General features: G+C 40.6%; 20 protein-coding genes and 1 pseudogene. 12 read left to right on the top strand and 9 right to left on the bottom strand.

Annotated features, from left to right (window positions below; genetic code table 11):
* Nucleotides 1–173: 173 nt before the first annotated feature.
* Nucleotides 174–920, bottom strand: a complete 747-nt coding sequence (gene fabG / locus NLP_RS19445) for a 3-oxoacyl-[acyl-carrier-protein] reductase (protein ID WP_104907826.1) — start codon at nucleotides 918–920, stop codon at nucleotides 174–176.
* Between the two features lie 655 nt (nucleotides 921–1,575).
* Between fabG and trxA the strand changes: the two genes are divergently transcribed.
* Both trxA and NLP_RS33350 read left to right on the top strand, forming a co-directional pair.
* A complete protein-coding gene (gene trxA / locus NLP_RS19440; protein WP_104907825.1) occupies nucleotides 1,576–1,893 on the top strand; it encodes a thioredoxin in 318 nt (105 codons plus the stop codon).
* Nucleotides 1,894–2,262: 369 nt separating this feature from the next.
* A complete protein-coding gene (locus tag NLP_RS33350; protein WP_158680467.1) occupies nucleotides 2,263–2,427 on the top strand; it encodes a hypothetical protein in 165 nt (54 codons plus the stop codon).
* A 417-nt stretch (nucleotides 2,428–2,844) separates the two neighbouring features.
* Here the strand turns inward: NLP_RS33350 and NLP_RS19435 are convergent, their stop codons facing one another.
* The 4 genes from NLP_RS19435 to NLP_RS19420 form a co-directional block, all read right to left on the bottom strand.
* On the bottom strand, nucleotides 2,845–4,764 hold the full coding sequence (locus tag NLP_RS19435) for an iron uptake porin (RefSeq protein ID WP_104907824.1): 1,920 nt from the start codon (nucleotides 4,762–4,764) through the stop codon (nucleotides 2,845–2,847).
* 550 nt (nucleotides 4,765–5,314) lie between these two features.
* Nucleotides 5,315–5,857 carry a hypothetical protein gene (locus NLP_RS19430; RefSeq protein ID WP_234016987.1) on the bottom strand — a complete coding sequence of 181 codons (543 nt, stop codon included), beginning with the start codon at nucleotides 5,855–5,857 and terminating at the stop codon, nucleotides 5,315–5,317.
* A 227-nt stretch (nucleotides 5,858–6,084) separates the two neighbouring features.
* Complete coding sequence (locus NLP_RS19425) at nucleotides 6,085–6,843, bottom strand: isoprenyl transferase (protein ID WP_104907822.1); 759 nt, start codon at nucleotides 6,841–6,843, stop codon at nucleotides 6,085–6,087.
* A 23-nt stretch (nucleotides 6,844–6,866) separates the two neighbouring features.
* The gene (locus NLP_RS19420) at nucleotides 6,867–7,802 is read right to left on the bottom strand and encodes a hypothetical protein (RefSeq protein ID WP_104907821.1); all 936 of its coding nucleotides are present in this window, start codon (nucleotides 7,800–7,802) and stop codon (nucleotides 6,867–6,869) included.
* Between the two features lie 251 nt (nucleotides 7,803–8,053).
* Here NLP_RS19420 and NLP_RS19410 point away from each other — a divergent pair, with 251 nt between their 5' ends.
* The 3 genes from NLP_RS19410 (at nucleotide 8,054) to NLP_RS19400 (ending at nucleotide 10,319) form a co-directional block, all read left to right on the top strand.
* Nucleotides 8,054–8,293, top strand: a complete 240-nt coding sequence (locus NLP_RS19410) for a hypothetical protein (protein WP_104907819.1) — start codon at nucleotides 8,054–8,056, stop codon at nucleotides 8,291–8,293.
* Nucleotides 8,290–8,703 carry a putative toxin-antitoxin system toxin component, PIN family gene (locus tag NLP_RS19405; RefSeq protein ID WP_104907818.1) on the top strand — a complete coding sequence of 138 codons (414 nt, stop codon included), beginning with the start codon at nucleotides 8,290–8,292 and terminating at the stop codon, nucleotides 8,701–8,703. Before NLP_RS19410 ends, NLP_RS19405 begins: the two co-directional genes overlap by 4 nt.
* A 323-nt stretch (nucleotides 8,704–9,026) precedes the next feature.
* Complete coding sequence (locus NLP_RS19400) at nucleotides 9,027–10,319, top strand: hypothetical protein (RefSeq protein WP_104907817.1); 1,293 nt, start codon at nucleotides 9,027–9,029, stop codon at nucleotides 10,317–10,319.
* A 37-nt stretch (nucleotides 10,320–10,356) separates the two neighbouring features.
* Here NLP_RS19400 and NLP_RS19395 read toward each other — a convergent pair whose 3' ends face one another.
* Nucleotides 10,357–11,037: a Uma2 family endonuclease gene (locus tag NLP_RS19395; RefSeq protein ID WP_104907816.1), complete on the bottom strand. Its 681-nt coding sequence runs from the start codon at nucleotides 11,035–11,037 to the stop codon at nucleotides 10,357–10,359.
* A gap of 94 nt (nucleotides 11,038–11,131) precedes the next feature.
* Here NLP_RS19395 and NLP_RS19390 point away from each other — a divergent pair, with 94 nt between their 5' ends.
* The 5 genes from NLP_RS19390 (at nucleotide 11,132) to NLP_RS19375 (ending at nucleotide 15,503) form a co-directional block, all read left to right on the top strand.
* Complete coding sequence (locus tag NLP_RS19390; RefSeq protein ID WP_104907815.1) at nucleotides 11,132–11,395, top strand: hypothetical protein; 264 nt, start codon at nucleotides 11,132–11,134, stop codon at nucleotides 11,393–11,395.
* The gene (locus NLP_RS19385) at nucleotides 11,382–11,807 is read left to right on the top strand and encodes a type II toxin-antitoxin system VapC family toxin (protein ID WP_104907814.1); all 426 of its coding nucleotides are present in this window, start codon (nucleotides 11,382–11,384) and stop codon (nucleotides 11,805–11,807) included. The genes NLP_RS19390 and NLP_RS19385 overlap by 14 nt, the downstream gene beginning before the upstream one ends.
* Before the next feature lie 120 nt (nucleotides 11,808–11,927).
* A complete protein-coding gene (locus NLP_RS19380; RefSeq protein WP_104907813.1) occupies nucleotides 11,928–14,339 on the top strand; it encodes a tetratricopeptide repeat protein in 2,412 nt (803 codons plus the stop codon).
* A 67-nt stretch (nucleotides 14,340–14,406) separates the two neighbouring features.
* Nucleotides 14,407–14,583, top strand: coding sequence for a hypothetical protein (locus NLP_RS33345; protein ID WP_158680465.1), 177 nt, complete (start codon nucleotides 14,407–14,409; stop codon nucleotides 14,581–14,583).
* A 188-nt stretch (nucleotides 14,584–14,771) separates the two neighbouring features.
* On the top strand, nucleotides 14,772–15,503 hold the full coding sequence (locus NLP_RS19375; protein WP_104907812.1) for a Uma2 family endonuclease: 732 nt from the start codon (nucleotides 14,772–14,774) through the stop codon (nucleotides 15,501–15,503).
* Nucleotides 15,504–15,505: 2 nt separating this feature from the next.
* On the opposite strand, the gene NLP_RS19370 is transcribed toward NLP_RS19375, so the two are convergent.
* The 3 genes and pseudogenes from NLP_RS19370 to NLP_RS19360 form a co-directional block, all read right to left on the bottom strand.
* Complete coding sequence (locus tag NLP_RS19370; RefSeq protein WP_104907811.1) at nucleotides 15,506–17,497, bottom strand: ATP-binding protein; 1,992 nt, start codon at nucleotides 17,495–17,497, stop codon at nucleotides 15,506–15,508.
* Nucleotides 17,494–18,780: a DUF4255 domain-containing protein gene (locus tag NLP_RS19365; protein WP_104907810.1), complete on the bottom strand. Its 1,287-nt coding sequence runs from the start codon at nucleotides 18,778–18,780 to the stop codon at nucleotides 17,494–17,496. Before NLP_RS19365 ends, NLP_RS19370 begins: the two co-directional genes overlap by 4 nt.
* A 286-nt stretch (nucleotides 18,781–19,066) precedes the next feature.
* Nucleotides 19,067–19,255, bottom strand: a pseudogene (locus NLP_RS19360) (EamA family transporter); the annotation flags it as partial.
* 278 nt (nucleotides 19,256–19,533) lie between these two features.
* Here NLP_RS19360 and NLP_RS36155 point away from each other — a divergent pair.
* Together NLP_RS36155 and NLP_RS19355 are read left to right on the top strand one after the other, a co-directional pair.
* Nucleotides 19,534–19,683 carry a hypothetical protein gene (locus NLP_RS36155; protein WP_158680463.1) on the top strand — a complete coding sequence of 50 codons (150 nt, stop codon included), beginning with the start codon at nucleotides 19,534–19,536 and terminating at the stop codon, nucleotides 19,681–19,683.
* A gap of 395 nt (nucleotides 19,684–20,078) precedes the next feature.
* A complete protein-coding gene (locus NLP_RS19355; protein ID WP_104907808.1) occupies nucleotides 20,079–21,986 on the top strand; it encodes a serine/threonine-protein kinase in 1,908 nt (635 codons plus the stop codon).
* Nucleotides 21,987–22,070 lie beyond the last annotated feature (84 nt).

The raw sequence follows: 22,070 nt of genomic DNA, 5'->3' as shown, positions 1-22,070 counted from the left end.
TGAAAACTCGATTTAGAACTTCAAAACTCGATTTATTAGAACTTCAAAACTCGATTTAGAACTTCAAAACTTGATTTACGAGAGTGAACTACTGAAATAAAATCGGTGCGTTACGCTTTCGGCGTAACACACCCTATGAAAATTGCTGTAGACACGATTCATCGCGTCTCTACTTACGCCATTACCATACCGCCATCGACGTTAAAAACCTGTCCAGTGACGTAGGCGGCGGCGGGATCGGCGGCGAGGAAGCGCACCATCCCAGCTACTTCTTCGGGCTGACCAAAGCGACCGAGTGGGATGTATTTGAGAATATCTTCGGGGTTGTTGAGATTGCTGGTCATGTCGGTAGTGATGAATCCAGGGGCGACGGCGTTAACGGTGATGCCGCGAGTAGCTAGTTCTTTGGCAACGCTTTTGGTGAAGCCGATTACACCTGCTTTGGCGGCGCTATAGTTTGATTGACCTGGGTTGCCGATTTGTCCAGCAACAGAGGTAATGTTGATGATTCGCCCCGATCGCTGCTTCAGCATGATTTTACTGACGGCACGTGTACATAAGAAAACACCAGTTAGATTAAGGTCTATCACAGCTTGCCAATCTTCTGGCTTCAAACGCAAAAGCAGTGTGTCACGAGTAATACCTGCGTTATTGACTAAGATATCCACACGGCTGAACTTTTCGATGACAGCGTTAATTAGTGCGTCTACTTGATCACTTTTAGATACGTCTGCTTGGATAGCGATCGCCTGACCTCCCGCATCTGTAATTTCTGTAACAACTGCCTCAGCAGCTGCACTCGAACTGGCATAATTGACAACTGCGATCGCTCCTTGTGAGGCTAATTCAATTGCGATCGCGCGGCCAATTCCTCGTGATGCACCTGTGACAATTGCGACTTTATCTTGTAATAGTGTCATTTAATGTTCCTCAATCTTAGAAATACCGCGCTAATTATCTTATGGTGATTTCGGGAACATCTGAATATTGTCTGGATAATATCTAACTCTTGCGGGGTGACAATCTTGCTGTCATGCTGCAAATTAGATAGCTAATAGATCAAGTTATACGTCGTATTTAGCTAGATAGAGCTATCTGAATCAAACGCGCAGAAACTAGACCCCCGACTTCATAAAAGTTGTCGGGGATCTGCGGGTTGCAATTTTCACAAATTAAATAGGATTACTATATAACTCAATTAACACGAATTAACGTTTTACTACAATTAAATATCTATAGTTATTTCTCTGTGAATGGATCGATAACTTTAAGTAATATATTCGCCTGACTGGATAGACTAGAAAGTGTTGCATCTATACCTTTCGTAGACATCACTCTTGTGAAAGCCTTTATAATTATTTGGCTGGTCAGGATAGGTTTAAATACATATTTGATCCAGATGCACAACCTTAAAGAATATATGTCTTTTATTATAATTATTTAATATTTTTGGCTGGTAAATCATCCTATATTAACTAATCTAATCTTTTACCAACAAAAACCCATGAACCTATACCGATTTTATTTTCTAAGAACTACTATTGAAACAAACAATTGAAAATCGGTGTGTGTCACATGGCAACGAAAAAGCAATTTAACAGCTTTGAAGATATGCTGTCTGCTTCTGATGTACCTGTATTAGTAGATTTTTACGCTGACTGGTGTGGTCCCTGTCAAATGATGGTGCCAATTTTAGAGCAAGTCAATGCCCAACTTAAGGATCGCTTACGGATTGTCAAAATCGACACAGAAAAATACACAGATTTAGCTACTGAGTATAAAATTGCTTCTCTCCCAACCTTAGTACTGTTTAAGCAGGGTAAGCCTGTGGAGCGGATAGAAGGAGTGATGCAAGCACCGCAGTTGGTGCAATATCTACAAACAAAGATTTAAGCTAACCTTAGAATTTTGATTTTAGTTCTTAGAGGCGCGAAATATCGCGTCTCTTTCAATAGATAGATAATAATGTGCGCCTATATTAATCAAATCACTGTTTGGTTGAACTTCTAGGAGCTATAAGACTCCTATTTGATTGCGTGAAAAAACTCTGTATAACTAAGGCTGATTCCCTACTCCCTGCTTCTGGCGCTTGCGCTGTACTTTGAGTACCACACAAATAAGTTTAATAATAAAATCGGATTGCGATAAAACCTTAAGTAAATGTTAAGCATATTTACTTATATGTCTAGAGAAAGTAGTTTATAAATTGAGAAAACTATATTGTATAGATATAACAAAATATATTGACAAGTAAAACCATATATGAAACTAAAGCAGCAAAGACCTGACAAAGCCTATATTTGGGTGAATATTGATTTTGATAAGGTTAAAAATAGAATAGATGCGGTGACTTGCCAGATTGAACGGGTTATAGAAAAGCACCACCTTTCAAATCAAACTGCTAAATCAAATAAAAGAAATAATTAGGTTATCTGTAGGGCGATATCTACGATGAGCTACACCTACACAGTTTATTTTTAATGTAGCCCGCACTTCGGCAATTCGGTAAGCTCAGTCACCAACGTAGACATCACACTAGTTTTGCACAACAGATTTTGGGCAATGCGACTATATTTTATTTTTGTCAAAAACCAAACAATATTATTCGATAAACATCCACCGAATTTATACGTATTTATTAGTCATTATTTTATCCTCGACACTCCTTTTAAAGATGTGACTAATGGATAGCCAAAGCATCGGGGAGAGAAGCGTTTGCTTTACTCAAATGCGGTGTAGGGTTCTTTATTGTTGATTTATGCAAGAGGTCTACTGTGAACTTTGTCATCCAATCCCTAAATCCCCCAATTTTTTGGGGGATTTTGACTGCCTACTCCCAATCTCTTAAAATGTAAAAGTAGTCCGAAGTACACCTACAGTCGTAGTCTCATTGTTGCTGTTACCTTCTGGGTTAAAGAGAACAAATGCACCAGGGGTAATGCTGATATTATCGCTAACTTGAAGGCGGTAATAGGCTTCTAAATGGTAAGGAGTCGCCCGATTGTCACCTGTGGGTGTAAGTTGAGCAGAACCACCACTATCACTACGGTAAAGCGGCTGACCAAAAAGAATTCCGGCAGTGTTTCCTGACTTGAATAAATCTCTGAAGTGAATTCCCGCCATCCAACTTGTAAAGGTAGTGGAAGCATCCACGCTATTGGAAGAAGCATCAACAAATATTGCTGCACCGTAGCCAGATAATGCTATTTTGGGAGACAATCGCCATGTTACTGTACCGCCAACAGAGTTTAGTGTAAGCGGTGTTCCAACTGCAACCCCTGATAAAGCACCGATATCACTACTAACTAATCCTGTAGCCAAAATATTGATTTCGTGATAACTGTGGGCATAGTTTAAACCAATATCCAGAGCAGCACTTGGCTTGAAGGTTAACTGTGTGGCAATAATACTACTACCACTAAATAAACCTGCTCCCAAAGGTGTAGTAGAAACTCCTGGTACTGCTTCATTAGCAGATTTTTCGGGTAAATTGGCATTTACACTGCCGTATAAAGCTCTTAAATCCAAATTTGGCGAAATGTTAAAAATAAATCCCGCCGCCGATGCTAAACCAGTACCCGAAGTCCCACCAGAAACCCTTAGCACAGGATTCAAGTTGCCAAAACGAGAAATTGACTCTTGTCCTTCACCATAAAAAGGCGTAATTGCTGGGAAAGCATCTGATGTCTCTGCCGCAGTTCCCGCAAACAAGGTTAATTTATTAGCGACGGGAAAGATATACAGCAATTTGTAAAGCTGAACACTGTTTGCGCCAACACTCGACAAAGTATTGACATTTAACCCCGGAAATTGCGGCTCAAAACTGGTACGAGCGCTACTTGCACTTAAAAGCGGTGAAGCTAATCCTAAACTTTGTTGCAGGCTACCCTGTCCATCGGCTCCACCCAAAAAGTTATAGGCTTGCAATCCAGTAATTAATGAATCTTTACCAGTAAAGCTAGTGGTGAGATTTAACCGCACTCTATTGACTAGGATGATGTTCGAGTCGCTGTTATTAGGAGCGCCGCCGCTAGCACCAACACCAGCAATAATTGCCTCACCATTGAGTTTGGTCGTAGTAGAAAACCGATTTGCTTCTAGTTCTGCTGTGCGAGCTTCTACAGCATCTACTCGACCCCGCAATGTTGCCAATTCCGCCGCAAATTGTTCTTGTAGCTTCTGCAACGTGGCTAAATCTCCTTTATTGACCAAATCACCAGTTGCAGTCGCAATCAGTTCATTGATTCGGTCTAAACAAGCATTTAAGCCAGCAGCAAATTCATAGCGAGTCATCGCCCGATTACCGCGATAGGTTTGATTGGGATAACCTGCGATACAACCATAGCGCTCGACTAAAGATTGGAGTGCCTGAAAAGCCCAATCAGTCGGCTGTACATCAGACAATTGCGATACGGATGTTACTTGTGCAAGTTTGTATGAGGTTGAAGATGAACTTGCAGGTTGTGGTATGATTGGCTGCCACAAGTTAACAGCAGAATCTACTCCTATATCTGGAATTTTTTGCTGTTCATTGACTGAGGATAAGTTTTTTTGAGTTTCATTAGCTATCAGCAATTTACTAGAGATATTATTTGTTAAATCGCTTTGAAGAGAATAATTCTTTTCATAGCCGCCGTCATCTTGATTAACAGCTACGTTTTTATCTGCAATTTTTAAACTAGGAAGGGCTTGCACAGGTGATAACCCGACAATTAAACATAAAAATCCCATCCCACTAGCAGAAGCTAGTAGATATTTTGCCATGATCACTCCCAACACCTATAAAATAGTGAAAAAATTCATTGCGATTTTAAAATGGATTGATAAGTAAATTTAAAGTAGATTTAGCAAGAGAGTCTTGTTAACTTTAAATTTTGGATATCAGGATTTTTTCTGAATTAACTTACCAAAACATCAGCTTATATCGCAAGTATTAAATTATAGTAAATACTATTTTGGGAAAGAATTAACAAGACATCATATTGATAGTTTTTATGATTACGATAGCCATCCTGAATTGTTTTTGAACAATGCATTACGTAAAATGCTTGATTCATAAGCCTTCCAAATTTTCTCTGTTCAAATATAAAATAGAATTGCTATATTGACAAAATAATAATTCACATAAGTCTGATTTTGTGATAATGAATAAAGGTATTGAGCTGAAATCCTCGGCTCAATACCTAACAAAGAATAATTTACTCAAAAAAAATTAAGAGACTGCGATCGCTGCTCAATTTGGGTGTAAGGTAAGATCGGGAAGAAAACAGCATATTGTAGTCCACGATTTCTCTAATTGAGATACTTCAAGAATTCAATCCCACCAATAGGCAACAACCACCGCATCACAATCCTGCTGAACATCTTCACCCCATAGCGCTCCTTCCAATCTAGTTCTCAGTCGGCGCTTCAGGCGCAAACCATAATCTTCATTTGTGCCATCACTTACCTCTACTGAATCAGCTCGCCATTTTTTGCCCAAATCTAAAAGCTCTGACACTTTTGTGTCTTGGTTCTCTGCAAGGATGTATAGTGTATCGGCAGGATAGGCAATGAAATGGATGATGCTGGTTTCAGGCATGGGACGATAGTTTGCCATTGCAAGTAGGGTATCGACCATACCACCAAAGCTTAAACCGTTTTCATCTGGTGCAAAGATTGGTTTGGTGAACAGAAAGCTTGACCATAAATTTCTGTGGTTGGAAAGGTCAGTAATCACTTCTTCGCCATCAAACTCATTGAACCGACGCTGCCAAACCAAAGCAGCGAAGAGTTCTTGAGGAGAATAGGATTTCGCAATCGATTGGATTTTACCTAAATCAAGCATCATGTTGACGGTAAGTAATATTTTTAACAAAACATTTGTAACTACCCTTGCAGTTTATTTACCCAGTGCCTGCTATTCTTATAGTTACTTCGGTCTGTCATAGCAGATAGATTATCCTCGATAATGTTTTATTTGTGAGCGCTCATATACCATCCTGGTAGTGTGGGTGCTTTTACTTTATCAAGAAAGGCAGAAGGCAGAAGGAATATTGCCCTCTGCCTCCTGCCTTCTTCACGCGATGTTTGGTGTTTGGTACACTAAGCTGATAATGAAGCTTTGACTTGACCAAAACGGCGATCGCGATTTTGGTAACTCAACAAAGCTTGATGAAATGCTTCTCGATTAAAATCTGGCCAAAGAATATCGGTAAAATACATCTCTGTATACGCCATTTGCCACAAGAGGAAATTACTCAATCGCATCTCACCGCTAGTACGAATCAGCAAATCGGGTTCTGGAGTATTTGCTGTGTAGAGGTGTTGTTCTATAAAACTTTCATTCACTTCTTGGGCGCTGAGTTCTCCTTGTTCCACGAGTTGAGCTACTTGACGGCAAACTCTGGTAATTTCGTTGCGGCTACCGTAATTGACTGCAACAGTAAAGTGGATTGCTTGATTGTTCAACGTCTCTATCATTGAACGTTCCATTTCTGTCTGTAGAGACTTGGGTAAAGCTGATAAATCTCCAATAAAGGAGATGCGTACTCCTTCTTGATGCATCTGAGCCAACTCGCGGCGTAGTAATCGCTCAAACAAATGCATCAGAAAATCCACTTCTTCAACGGGACGCTGCCAATTTTCTGTTGAGAAAGCGTAGGCTGTCAACGCTTTAATTCCCCAATCTTTGCAGCAACGCAATAGTTCTTTGAGTGTTCTTGCTCCTTGGCGATGTCCAGCGATGCGCGGTAATCCTCGACTGGTTGCCCATCGTCCGTTACCATCCATGATGACGGCGATATGTTGGGGGATTTTTTGGGGGTTTAAATCGGTGGGTAATTTTGATTTGTCATTTGTCATTTGTCATTTGTCCTTTGTTTTGACTAATTAGTTTCAAATAAATTTTGCAGATAGTCTGGTGTGAGGCTATTGTTCCAACTCCACAAGCGATGCATTGTGTAAGTAAAGGTGAAGAGGAGAGTTATTTTGTTGGTTAATGACCAAGCATTCCAGTTGAGGGTGGCCATCATCCGGCGGAGAGTACGCATGAGGTTGTTACGCTGATAGTTTGGCGATCGCGTTTTGATTAGCGTGCGTCCAATTCGCATCAACCCAGTATCAGGGAAAGCCCAGACTCCAAATCCCCAGAATTTGGTCGTATGATTGATTTCATCCTGTGCTAGTTCTTCTAGAACATCCTGGAGTGCGCCAGTAGTGTGAGCCATCAACCAAATATAAAGACAGGTAGCACCGTATTCTGTGGCAATGCGGTGTAAGCCGTGGCGATATAAGTCTTCTTTGGCGTCATCTGTGGGGAGATAGCTTCTAACAGTACGAAGTTTTGGGGTGATTTTCTCGCCTGTTAATTGGGTGTAGATTTTGATTAATGCAGGTGTGTGCTGACGTTCTTCCTTTTCCCATAAACCAAGTTCCAGCAGTTCGCCATCTTTACCGACTGTTCCACCAACAAACCGAGCCATTTGAGGATGCAATTTTTCCAAATACTGCCGACTAGTTTGGGTATAGCTGCGAATGGGAGCTTCTGTATCCATCGCACCGATCAATATAGATAAAAATACCTCTGCGTCTAAGCCGATAATTTGATTGCGGTTAATTGTTTGCCAATCAATGGGTTTCCAGGGACGCGGTTGGGGATTGGCAAACTGTATCGGTAAATCTTGCAGACGGCCATGTAGTTTTTCGACTGCAATATATTTGTCTATAAGTGAACGAATGCGGCGCTGTGTTTGCAAGTAATGAGGACTAGGATAGCTTTTTCCTGCTAAGTCTTCTGTGATTGGGCTGAGGTTGTTAAGCATATTTTTATACTTAAATTTTTATCTCTATGCCCAATAGCCTAAGCGATGGCACTATCGTTTGTCAGTCGGCTGAAGTCGGCAGTTTTATGTGATAGGGTTGCAAAAGTCGGGGAAAAAGTTGGTTATAGAAAATTTGGGTTTCAAACCTCGCCCTTCCAAGACGACTTTACAAAGTTAGAAGAGAGAATTGCAGAGAATATAGCGAAATTGTTAGAACAAGGGTAGATAAAAGTTGAGTTACAGGATAAATCATGAACGCTTATAAAACATATATTACTATTGAAGATCCAAAGCAGTTAGTATTATCTGATTTACCATTTAAAGCAGGACAGAGAGTCGAGGTGATTATTTTGACAGACGAGAATCAAAGGGTTACTTTAGCAGAAGAATTAAAAAAATTATTCAAAGAAATACAAGGGATACACGCAGATAATCCCTTGACTGATGAAGAAATAGCAGCAGAAATTGAAGCTTATAGACAGGGAGAATGAAAGTTATTATTGATACTAATATCGTAGTTTCTGCTTCTATAGCTGATAAAAATCCAGAGGCAGTAATTTTATTTGTGATTGCTAATTCTGCTTTTGAGTGGGTTGTATCGGTAGAGATTATTGCAGAGTATAAGGAAGTTTTAAAGCGTCCTCGTTTAAAGTTAACTGAGGCACAATACCAAAGATGGATTTATTTAATTGATTCAGTAACAACACTAATTGATGTGGATGTGGAGGTTGATTTCCCCAGAGATAGGAAAGATGCAAAGTTCTTAGCTTGTGCTATTGCAGCAGAAGCAGATTTTTTTATTACGGGTGATGCTGATTTTAATGAAGCACAAACTTTGTTAAACACAACTATTATTTCTCTGTCTTTATTTAAAAGGTTAGTTTGTGATGTGAGGGAATAAGCTTCAATCTGGTAGGGTGCGTAAGATAGCGGCATAACACACCGTACAAAACTAAGCGATCGCACTTTGTTTTGTCAGTCGGCTTAAGTCGGCAGTTTTATGTGATGCAGTTGGAAAAGTCGGGGAAAAAGTCTGATATAAAATATATGGATGATAAAGTCAAGCATTGAATTATGTGTACTACCGTGAGCTAAAGAATCTCTCTTAATAGTCGAAATGCTATTTTACACTGTGTTACATTAGAACGAGTTTAGCCTGTACATGAATGTGGCTAAATCACTGAGTAGTGTTAAAGACGTAGCTAAACAAGCAAGAAATAGCTTATGCCATCAGATAATATAAAGATTATTGATAATCCTTCTTATAAAAAATTGCTAGAGACATTTTCAGGGATGAAGTCTGTCTTTCAAATTGTGTCTTTTCTGGAATTTATTGGGATTAAAAATGCAAGTTTATCAGAGGCGTTTAGTAACTTACCTGAGGTTCAAGAACAATTAAAAATTCTTTACATCCCTGATAAGTTTAATGAATACTTTTCCAAATTTGGCTGGGTAGCCTATGAATCATTAAATGTAGATTTAATGCAAAAAGCTATTGAATTAGTAGATAAGAGTAAATTTGAAGAAGCAGAAAATTTACTTACAGATTATTATAACGAACAAACTCTTCAATGGCTACTCATGACAATGTTGGGAGTAAAGGAGTTTCGGAATAGAGAGGAATTTGCAAAATTAGCAAAGGAAGATTATCTTGCAGAAAGATATTATGCATGTGTACCGATTTTATTAATGCTTATCGATGGTTTGGTAAATGACATTGAGCAGACAGGTTTTTTTGCGGAAGGAACAGACCTCACAGCATGGGATTCAATAGCAGCACATAGTAGTGGGTTACAAGAATTATCCAAGCTATTTAGTGTAAATAGAACAACAACTATTAGTGAAAAAATTACGATTCCATATAGGAATGGTATTTTACATGGTAGAGATTTAGGCTATGCTAATAAAATTGTTGCAGCAAAATGCTGGGCTGCTCTGTTTGTGATAAAAGATTGGGCAATAGCGATTAGCAAAGGAAATAAAAATCCTCCCCCTGTTGAACAAAAGCAAACTATAATCCAAGCTTTTCAAGATTATTTAGATATACAAAACCTTAAGAGAAATCTTAATAATTGGAAAAAGAGACAACTAACTATAGGAATAGATGTACCATCTACGGGTTGTCCTGATGACTATGAGAAGTATATGCCAGAGAGAACTTTTGCCAAGTTTATGCTTTACTGGGCGAACAGCAACTACGGAAAGATGGCAACTTTAATTACTGATTATTTAGATATACCAATCAATAAAAAAGCTGGACAAGTGAGGCAAGAATTTGGACATATCAAGCCAATTAGTTTTCTAATAATTTCTATCAACGATACAGCCCCGGCAACTACTACAATTATAGCTACTGTTAAATATATAGAAAAAGAAGAGGCAAAAACCTGCGAAATAACTACTGCTCTAATTTATATAAATGAAACTCATAAAGCAACATTGAGAGGTGAACCCAATGGAATATGGAGCATACATCAACGTTCCTTCAATCCAATTATTTATTCAAATCTTGTATAAGAAACGAAATTATACTATGAAAGGAGTATCGCCCCGCTTACCTTTCTGGCAATTCCCCAAATTGTTGACGATAACGCTCAAGTTGTTTTTGCGCTAATTCAAGCTGTTCTTCTGGAGTTTGATAGCGCTTTCCTTGTTGGTCATACCAATACAAAACCTGACGCTGGATATTACCAGATACGTATTGCGATCGCCCAATTCCCAAACCAATTTCTGGCATCCAAAAGGGTTCACCAATTTGCAATTGATAGCTACCATCTACTAAGCGATAAACTTCAAAAGGTTGATGGCGATCGCGTTGCCAATACTCTGGATTATAAATAATGTAGTACAGTACCCCTAACTTGGCATAAATGTCTAATTTTTTGTCGTATTCTCCACCCAAAGTTAAGGAGACAATTTCTAAAGCCAGGATAGGCACTATGTTATTTTCTTCCCAAACAACATAGCTTTTACGAGATTTATCTGCCTTGCGGCGTTCTACACCTAAGCTCAAAAATCCGTCTGGTACAATTGGCACAAGCGGACTAACCCCTGTGGTATGGTAAACGCCCATATCCACACTGAAAAACCAGTCATTACGGTTTGCCCAAATATATTGCAGCAAAAAGAGAAGCAAATTGGGAATAAAGTTCTGGTCTTCGTTATCCACAGGTGTATCGTCTGAACAAAGAAGTTCAGCACTACTAGGCAATTGACGGGAGTCTGATTTCACCATAAGTAATGATGGTGCTAATGTTACCTAATGAGTTTTATTCTAGACGATTCGACGCGGACGATATACTTTAGGTAAACGTTCCAAGTTAGTGGCAATGAAGAATTTTGATATTCAGCTAGATGAAGAATATGCTCAAAAGCTTGCCTACATCCAACAGGAGGCTGACCAAGATACAGTAGAAGCAATTAAATCTTCGATTGAACTGCGCTATCAACAACTTCAGCAACAAAAAACAGATCCCTTAGCTAAACTCAAGCAAAGTAAATTTATCGGCTGTTTCAAAGGAGAAACTGACTTAGCTGCTAATTCCGAAGCCATTGTGCGATCGCTAATCCAAGAAAAGTATGATCATCGCTGATACTGGCTTTTTCGTGGCACTTGGGAACCAAAACGATCAATACCATCAATTAGCACTACAAGTTTTAAATGCTCTCAATGAACCACTAGTCACTACTTACCCTGTTATTACCGAAACTTGTTACCTTCTTCTTGCCAGAGGAGGTGGTAATAATGCTCAATGTAGTTTTTTGAGAGAGGTTGCACAGGAAGCATTTGAGGTGTTTGATTTACGAAGTCACCATGTTGTACGCATAGTTAAACTCATGGAAAAATATGCCGATTTACCAATGGATATGGCAGATGCTTCTCTGGTTGTTCTAGCAGAACATCTGGGACATGGACGAATTTTGACAGCTGATCAACGAGACTTTAATACCTACCGTTGGAATAACAGCAATCGTTTCAAGAACTTGCTGCTGAATTTTGAATAAAGTTTGCAAAAGTCGGGAAAAAAGTCGGATTTACAGAATCTTATCCGAAAACTTCAGCAACATAACTGTAGATTGATTTATAGTTGTCCTTAAAATCTGACCTACCCTCGTCGTTACACAATGGACGCTGAAGCAGCATTAGCATGGTTAGACGCCATAATTCCCCCTCAGACTGGGGAACGGTTGAGCGATTTGCAAAAAGTGATTCTTGTGCAAGTTTGGTTGGGTAGAAAATACTTGGATATCGCTCATTCTTACGGTTGTACGGAAGGACACGCCAAGGATGCTGGTTCTCAGTTATGGAAATTGCTTTCTAAAGTATTGCGCCAAAAGATTACCAAAAGTAATTGTCGCGCTACTTTGGAGCGAGTTCTGAGAAAAACTACTGCGATATCATCCAGTCTGATTGATTACTCGCGATCGCCCCAAAATCCCATCCCAAAATTAGAGGATACCAATTTTATTGGACGAACAGAAGCGATCGCTCACCTGAATAATTTGGTAAATCAGGGGTCAAAAGTGATTGTCATCCAAGGTGAAGGCGGTTTAGGCAAAACCACTCTAGCGCAGCAATATCTTCATCAGGGGTTTGAGTTGGTTTTAGAACTGCTGATGGCGAAGGAAACGCAGAATATCACCCCCGCCGAACGAGTAGTAGAAGAATGGCTCAAACAAGACTTTGATCAAGAACCTGGGGTAGAATTTGGCGTGACATTGGGAAGACTCAAACGCCAACTCCACAATCGGCGGATTGGGGTGTTAATTGACAATCTCGAACCTGCATTGGATCAACAAGGTGGGTTGATTGCTTCTCACCGCAACTATGTAGAACTATTGCGGGTTTTGGCTGATGCTAGGGTGCAGTCTGTTACCTTGATTACTAGTCGCGATCGCCTTTGTGAACCTGGGCTGAATGTAAATCATTATCGGCTTCCTAGCTTAAATGAAAGCGCATGGCAAAAGTTTTTTAGCAACCGTGGATTAGCTACCAACTCGCCAACCTTGCAAATCATGCATCGCACTTATGGCGGTAATGCTAAAGCAATGGGAATTCTCTGTGGTTCGATTCAGGAGGATTTTGATGGTGACATGATTCTTTATTGGCAAGAAAATCATGCCGATCCGTTAGCAGCAACCGACTTAAAAAATTTAGCAGTTAGTCAAATCAATCGCCTGCAAGCCCTCGATCCCCAAGCTTATCGCCTACTTTGTCGTTTGGGATGTTATCGTTACCAAGATATACCCACCATTCCATCTCAAGGATTGTTTTGTTTACTTTGGGATGTTGCACCTGATCAACATCGCCAAATCATCGCCTCGTTGAGAAATCGGTCTTTGGTGGAGTGCGATAAAGGTGAATACTGGCTGCATCCGGTGATTTGTGCAGAGGCGATCGCGCGTTTACGCCCCAGCAATGAATGGGAAATTGCCAACCACAAAGCCGCAGAATTTTGGACAACTAGTGTTAAACAAATTGAAACTTTCAAGGATGCTTTGCAAGCTTTAGAAGCATATTATCACTACATAGAGATTCATGAATTTGAGTTGGCAGCCAAGGTCATTTTAAAAAGCCGAAATAATCAATGGCAGCAGTTTTTACCTCTTGGTAGTACGTTGTATCGAATGGGTTTAATTCAACCGATACTTACGGCGATTAATCAAGTCGTTAAGAATCTAGAAAATGACCAAAATCTCAGCGAACTTTACAATATTTTGGGTGATTTATATTGGATAACAGGTAAGATTATTCAAGCGATCGCTTGTCAAGAAAAGACTATTATTCTGGCAACCCAAGCACTAAAGTCACTTGTACCTCAACCAAAAAATAAACATACAGTTTACTATCTGAGAATGCTCGAGGTAGATTCTTTATTAAGTATTGGTCTTTACAAAAGAGATTTGTGGGAACTAGAAGCAGCCGCAAAGTTATTTCAACAAGTAATTTACTTAGCTCAAAATACCGAGCATCATCGCTGGGCAGAGAAAGCTTCAGTCTGTTTAGCTTTAGTATATTCTTATTTAGGTTTGCATGATGCCTCATATCAATTAGCAGATGTAGCGTATCAAAATATTACTAACGAAAAACTGGTAGAACAGACTGGAAGATTTGTCTATTTTATGCAAATTTTGGGTCAAACCTACGTCAATTTAGGCGAATTTTCTCAGGCAAATCAGATATTCCATCAAGCTTTGACTTTTGCTGAAGAAAGTCACTATATGCAGGTAAAAGCAAAAACACTCAATGGTTTAGCAGAAATCCATCGACAACAAACAGATTTTGCATTAGCTCTTGTTAATCATACAGAAGCAATCGAACTTTTGGATAAAATAGGTGCAAAGTGTGACCTGGCTGAAGCTTATTTTCAATTGGGTTTAACTAATCAAAAGATGTCAAAGCCTGATGACAGTCAAATAAATTTTGATCGAGCGATTCAGCTATTTACTGAAATCAAAGCACCAAAACAAGTTGAAAAAGTTTTAAAGTGTGCAACTCAAATCTGTGTCACCAGTCGGAGATTGGAAACGATGTAAAATCTTTGATTTAGTAGACGGCTTTGTAAATAAATCGACGTAAATAATTAAAAGTTGACTAAGGGACTTGGTACAGTCCATTGAGAAGCGGTTTGATCGTATTTCCCTTGTATGGTTGCAGCGCACTGGATTCGCCAGCGTTAGAGTTGTTGCTGAGACCAGCGACGGATTTGAAGTGGATGTACCAGCTTTGTTAGGTTCAAATATGCGATCGCTCATCTCACAACCTCAAGCATATTTTTGAATCAAATTATACAATTTGTTTAGTGGCGATCGCTATCGACTGAAGTGGAAATTATTCTATGACAGCAGGTGTTTTGTGTGAGCAAGACTTATAATTTTAGAAAGCTGGGATGAAAAGCTGGGGCGTTCGCTTCTGAAGCTGAATGAATTGGGTTAAGTTAGATTTATCTTGTCAAAAGAGAAATTATTATGTCTTCTGCTCAAGATTTAGGAATAATTTTAGAAGACACACCAGAAGATGTTATATTTCCTCCTGGTGATTTATACAGTGATGAACCACCTTTGGAAACAGAACTACACTTACGGCAAATACTGCTGTTAATTCAGTGTTTGGAATGGTTGTGGCAAGAGCGTCAAGATTTTTACGCTTGCGGTAACATGACGATTTATTACAGTCCGCGTCAACGCAAGTCTGAGCAATTTCGAGGCCCCGACTTCTTTGTAGTTTTAAATACCCAACGCAAAATACGCAAAAGCTGGGTAGTTTGGGAAGAAGATGGCAAATACCCAAATGTGATTGTAGAGATTCTTTCTGACAAAACAGCTGCTACTGATAGAGGGTTGAAAAAGGAAATCTATCAAGATGTTTGGCGGACTCCTGATTATTTTTGGTTTGACCCGGTAAGTTTAGAATTTAAAGGATTTCATTTATTAGATGGCCGTTATCAAGAACTGCAAGCAAATGAAGCAGGTTGGTTATGGAGTCAGCAATTGCAGTTATATTTGGGAATTTATCAATCGAAGTTGCGCTTTTTCACTCCCGATGGACAACTGACACCCACGCCAGAAGAAGTAGCACACCAAGAACAGCAACAGCGTCAACAAGCTGAACAGCAACGCGAACAAGCCCAACAGCAACTTGCCCAAATGGAGTCCATGCTTGCTCGCTATCGGGAAAGATTTGGTGAATTACCAGAGTAAAATCACATCCATCCCCCAACTTCCGCATCAGTCAAGGGTTTCTCCAACTTACTATATTCTGTTTGAGCCGCCCGCAATACGTGTTTCATCTGCACTGATTCCCCAGCATCGGCAGCTAAAAAAGCTGCATTTAAAGCAATGTTACGGATATTACCCCCAGCGACATTGAGCCGTGCTAGTTGCAGAGCATCTAAATCTGCGGTTGGGGTTTCGGCTGGAAAGACGCGTCGCCAAATCTCGGCTCGTTGCATTGTATCAGGAAAGGGGAACTGCACCACAAAGCGAATCCGCCGCAGGAAGGCTGTATCAATCGCACTCTTCAGGTTGGTAGTCAAGACTGCTAGACCTGGGTAGCTTTCCATACGTTGCAATAGGTAGCTAACTTCAATATTGGCATAGCGATCGCGCGCATCTTTGACTTCACTCCGTTTGCCAAATAAAGCGTCGGCTTCATCAAATAACAAAATCGCTCCACCTTGTTCGGCGGCATCAAATACTCGGCGCAAATTCTTCTCTGTCTCGCCAATATATTTGCTAACTACTGATGATAGGTCAATACGATAGAGGTCAAGGCGTAATTTATGAGCCAGTACTTCTGCCCCCAAAATTTTACCAGTGCCGCTACTACCTGCAAATAGAGCGCTGATTCCCAATCCCCGCGCACTCTTGCCCCCAAAACCCCAATTATTATATACAGTACTACGTTGGCGCACATGAGCCGCAATTTCCCGGAGAACTTGTTTCTGTGCCTCTGGTAATACTAAGTCCTCCCAATCACCAGATGGCTCAATCCGTTGGGCGAGTTCATCCAAGCGTGGACGTGCTTGCACGCGGCAGGCATCCCATAAAATGCTAGTGATATCGCTTTCTGGTGTTTGTGCTAACTGTCCTGCGGCTTCTGCACAAGCAGCACGAATGGTTGCAGCACTGAGGTTAAACTGATCCACTAGGGTTTTGACTTGCCCATTCATTTGCGATGCACTCGCCCCTAGTGCATCTTGCCAAACTGCACTTTGTTCTTTGCTAGTTGGTTGATCTACGTCAAAATTAACTACTAGGCGTTGTGATAAGCCGATCCGTTCCCGACTCGTGACTATTAAAAAGCCGTTTGTGCGTTCAATGAAACGAGCGATCGCATTCAGCCGCGCTGTATCATTAGTATCCAGTTCGTTGCAGTCTATGAGTAAGGCACTCTTACTTAAAATCGTCTCGCGAGTCCACAGGCGGATGAGATTATCCAATTCGCCAGGTGCTAAAGGAATGACTTGTGCAGGCATTACCCACAAGCTTAAACCCTGAATTTGACAAATTGTCGCGGCAATGGCACCTTTACTAGCAGTTTCACCACTAGATAACTGGATAATTGGTAAGCTATTAACCTTGTAAGCTTGTGACCAAACCGCTGCTACTCGCTCTGCTAAATCTTGGTGTGAGGGTACTAAATCGCTAACCTCTGGTAATGGCTCAATGATACCAGCTAGCCGTTCGTCAAGATATTGAATCCCCGTGAGATAATGTAAAATCCGCTCGTCAATTCTCAAGGGACTGAGAGTTAGGGAATGACCATCACCAATTTGAATTAATCGCCAATGACGTAAGGAAGCATTTGGAGCGATCGCATCCCAGTGGACGTTAGGTAAAGCTGCCAGAGCTAAACCCAAAGTTGGGTAAGCTCGTTGTGAATCGTCGTGAACTATAGCACACAATTTGGCAAAATCTCCATTTAATTCCATACCTGTACACAACAGCAACAAATCACGTTCAAAGGATGAGAGGCGAAACATTTTGCATATTCTCTCCAATGCTGATGGTGCAGGCATAGCAGTAGCCGTTTCCTGTAACACTTGCTGTAAATGCTCTTGGTTGTGCTCTTCAGGTTGGTTTTGCTCTTTTGCCGTGTGATTTTCCAAAATACCACGCACCACGGCTAGGGCTGCTGATAGGTAGCGGTAGTTTGCCTCATCCCAATTGTGATTAATTGTCGTAGCATTCATAAAATTGTCACCTGTGGCGAATCATATTCCCCAAACTGATTCTTTTGCAGTGGACTTTCGGCCCCATCTACCCGCACCCGAACAATATAAGTTCCTGGTTTCACATTTTTGACCGGAATCATGATTGCATCAGTGTCTTGAGTCGGTGGTGCAGCCAAGAAAGAGTAAGCTACCGGACTATCATCTGATACCTCATTTAATACCTCATTGAGTAGCAAAACTACCCGCTGTGCCTTACCTACTTTGGGCTGGAATTTAACGGTAATTTCTGCCGTGCGTAAATTCTCGCCGCTATTTTCTACTTGAGTGACGAATGCTGTAATTGTTGGATGTAAGACAAAAGCCGCAACGTTTGATTCAACTAGATGATTCGTTTGCCCTGCATTATTGCCCATTGTTAGATGTACAACTTGGACACCCTGAACCCTTGCGTATAAATCTGGCGGCACTAACAAACTGATTTGGGTTTCTTTTACTTCTTGAGGTACTAGTAATGTCTCTGTATTACCGAAACGAACTCGTGTGATTTCACCGCGTAACCGTTTACCACGAATTACTAATTTCGTACCTGCAACAATCATTTTTTCAGTTTTTGTCGGAGCTATAACTTGCTCTATATTCGGTTGAGACAAGGGCATCATGTAAAAACTTTCAGACTTGTCATTGCTACTCTCAATCAATACCATTGATGCCAGATAGGTAGCTGAAGGCCGATAGTGTGTTTGTAAAGCAGACCATAACTTAGAAGTTTCTTCCATGTTAAAAAACTCTGGAGTCAGTTTTATCTGCCCAATTTGTTCAGCTAAATCGGATACAGACACAGTTGCTACAGCTTGGGAAAAAGCACTTGAGGTATTGGTTGTAGATGCATTTATCAAAGTATTTTCAATAATATCAGATGTGATCGCTGGTGTTTTGTGTAATAAATGCATTGCATAGCCTAGTAAAAGCTCCGCCTGAAAATCCTTGGCTCCGTAGGCTGTTAATAAGTAGTGAAGGTCAAGAGCTAGTGGTGGAATCGCAGAGCGCGGGTTTCCATTAATACGTGAATGCCTGCTCCGAAATTCTTGAGATACCCAATCGACATTGCGATTCTGCGTCACTTGATAGAGAAAGAGGTTGATTTGAGCACGCTCGTCAGCTTCAACTGAAATTCGATCGGGCGGTAGAGCAGTTACAATCACATCACCAACACTAGCAGCGATCGGATCGCTGACTAAACCATTTTCCAGCAAGACTTTTAGTACTGCTGTCACTGCGGCTATAGAGAGCACATTACTCATCCTGATTCCTCATGGAAATAGCACATATTAATCATGTACGCCAGAGTACATTAATAGAATATATTTTGCAAAACTTTAAGTCCTATTGTCGCAAAGACTATCAGCACGGCAGACAAAAGTGCATTGTCAACTATTAGTACAGCACGGCATAAATCCACCTACCATCTCAATTCAAAAGACTCGGCAATGGTCAAAACTTCCTTATTAAAAGTAGGTAAATTTTCACTCAAAGCTACATAATGTACTTGAACAGTAGGAATTTTAAAACATCCTCTTAATTAAAATTTTAAATAATTAAAACTAAAGTGCCTATGACTACTAACCCAGTTCCTAAAATGATCTTCCAATTTAATGTTTCTCCCAAAAAGATGACTGAAAACAATAAAACTAATACCAAGCTTGATTTATCAATTGGTGCAACAAGGGAAGCTTTTCCGGCTTGTAAGGCTTGGAAGTAAAAAATCCCTGATAACCCTGTAGATACTCCAGATAATAATCAGAAAATCATGGTTTTTTGGGATATAAACTGCGTCCACGTTGAAAACCGTAGTTCTGTATGAATAGAAAAACCCTCATCCCCCAGCCCCTTCTCCCAATATTGGGAGAAGGGGAGCCGGAAAGAAGTCCCTCTCCCTACTTGGGAGAGGGATTTAGGGTGAGGGCAAAAACTACGGTTCTCAACATAGATGAGGTTTAGCTAAGATATTAACTACGTTTCCCTGAAAAAATACAATCCCCCAAGCAACTACTAAAATGACAACAGTTGGGATTGCTGTTGCTAAATTAGCATTCACATTTTATATCCCAATTTTGGCAAAGATAGTTGTCAATGCTGCAAAGCCAGCTGACAATAATGCATATATCCACCATGTTGTGGTGTTGCTTTCCATCTTCGCCTCCTGATTCACTAGTCAAAATTAGCAGTGTAATTTAAGAAGAGTATTAAATTAAATTACTTGTTTATCAAGTTTGACTTGCTAGGTTCGTAGTTTGCGCTCTACCGTTTCACTCTCTTAGTCACTCAGCACTACAGAAGCTGACGATTCTCGTAGAACTTGCGCTAACTTAAATATCAGGAACAAATTTCAACTGCTACAGGTCTTAAGTTTAAACATTTTATCAAATTTATCGCATTACTTTAAGTTACTAATATGTTAAGCTGAGTATAATTAGATAATTACTAGTAGCATATATTACTAATATTCATCTAAGTTATGAAGCAATCATATTTATTTGTAATACTAGTATTATCTCTGAATAAAGTTAACACTTAAAGTAACTAGGATGGGTTGCCCCAGATGAAATCCCCACCTTCTTCAAATTCTTGGAATGGTCGCTTCGTAGGTGATAACCAGCGATACCGTTTAGACAGACGGTTAGGCGGGGGTGGCATGGGAGAAGTTTTCCTGGCAACGGATACCCGTGTCGGTCAGCAGGTAGCGTTGAAGTTGCTCAAAGATACGCTAGTGGCATCACTCGAAATGAGAAAGCGTTTTGAGCGGGAGGTGGCAGTTTGTGCTGCTTTGCAAAGCGACCACATTGTTAAGATTAGTGATTGTGGTGTAACCCCGGAAGGTTTTCCATTTTACGTCATGGAATATTTGCGGGGGCAAACGCTTGGGCAATTACTGCTGCGCCAAAAGCGGCTGTCTGTTGAGCGGACGGTGAAGATTATGGCGCAAGTTTGTAAGGGTTTACAGCTTGCCCATCAAGGAGTGACTCTCCAACGGGATGGCGGCAAAACCACTGAACATATTCAGGTAGTTCATCGCGACCTGAAACCAGATAATATATTTTTGATGCCGACAGATTTGGGAGAATGGGTGAAGGTTTTGGATTTTGGTGTTGCCAAAATTCGTGGTGAATCTTCAGAAAATTCCAATATTACAAATATAACTAGTACATTTATCGGTACATTTCGTTACGCACCTCCCGAACAAATCCAAAGCGATCGAAACCTGGACGCCAGAGGTGATATTTACAGCTTAGGAATTATCCTTTATGAAATGCTGAGTGCAGCCGACCCCTTTGGAATCAGCATTAAGGGTAGTTATATCAGTGAGGCATCTTGGGTATTAGCTCATGCTTATGAGCTACCAAAACCACTGCGATCGCAACCAGAGTGTGAGAATTTACCGATACAATTGGAAGCGGTGGTGATGAAATGCCTCCAAAAAAACCCAGCTAACCGATTTGCAACGGTAGAAGAACTAAATCAGGCTTTGCAAGCTGCTGCAAAATTTGCCACAGAATCTAGTGTATCTGGAGAAATTACTGGGCGATCGCAACCTTTTTCTAATCAAGGTTCAAATCACGAAACTGTTCCCAGACAATCAAACGACGACACGATTCTGCGTCCTCCATCTGCTTTCAATCAAGGCTCAAATCACGAAACTGTTCCTAGACAATCGAACGACGACACGATTCTGCGTCCATCTGCTTCCAATCAAGGTTCAAATCACGAAACTGTTCCCAGACAATCGAACGACGACACGATTGTGCGTCCTCCATCTGCTTCCAATCAAGGTTCAAATCACGAAACTGTTCCCAGACCATTTAACCCGATTAAGCAAAACCAATCTGAGCAAACCGTTCCTCCCATTCAGGCTGGACAGACTGAAGGTTCAAATCACGAAACCGTTCCCAGACCATTTAACCCAGTTGAGCAAAATCAACAGAGTCCGGTGAATAATCGGAACGCCAGCAAACCTGATGTGACGTTATATCAACCACGACCAGGATCTAATCAAGGTGGTCAACAAATACCACCAGATAAGACGTTGTTTCAACCACGACTAGGATCTAATCAATGCGGTCAACAAGTACCACCAGATAAGACGTTGTTTCAACCACGACCAGGATCTAATCAAAATAGACCACCAGTTCCACCAGATAAGACGTTGTTTCAGCCGCGACCAGCATCTAATCAAAGTAGACCACCAGTGCAACCAGATGTGACGTTGTATCAGCCACGACCTGCGTCTAATCAAAGCAGACCACAAGCACGAACGGATGATACTATTTACCAACCAAAGTTAAGTGAGCAGCTAACTACGAGAATTAATCCCAATTTTTTGCGAATTCTGGGGGTGGTATTGGCGATTGGACTGACTTTAGCAGTAGTAACCTATATATATACTCAATCGCAATCTCGTAAACAGCCAAACACCCAGCAAAATTTACCTAACAGCGATCAGCGCATTTAGAAGTAATCAGCTAATCAGTTATCAGTAAGTCACCTGAGGGGTCTACGAAACAATAAGCTTTTCAGCTTGTGGACGACCCTCTCA

The sequence above is a fragment of the Nostoc sp. 'Lobaria pulmonaria (5183) cyanobiont' genome, from assembly GCF_002949795.1.
In the GTDB taxonomy this organism is placed as follows: domain Bacteria; phylum Cyanobacteriota; class Cyanobacteriia; order Cyanobacteriales; family Nostocaceae; genus Nostoc.
This window is presented reverse-complemented; position numbering and strand designations above follow the sequence as displayed.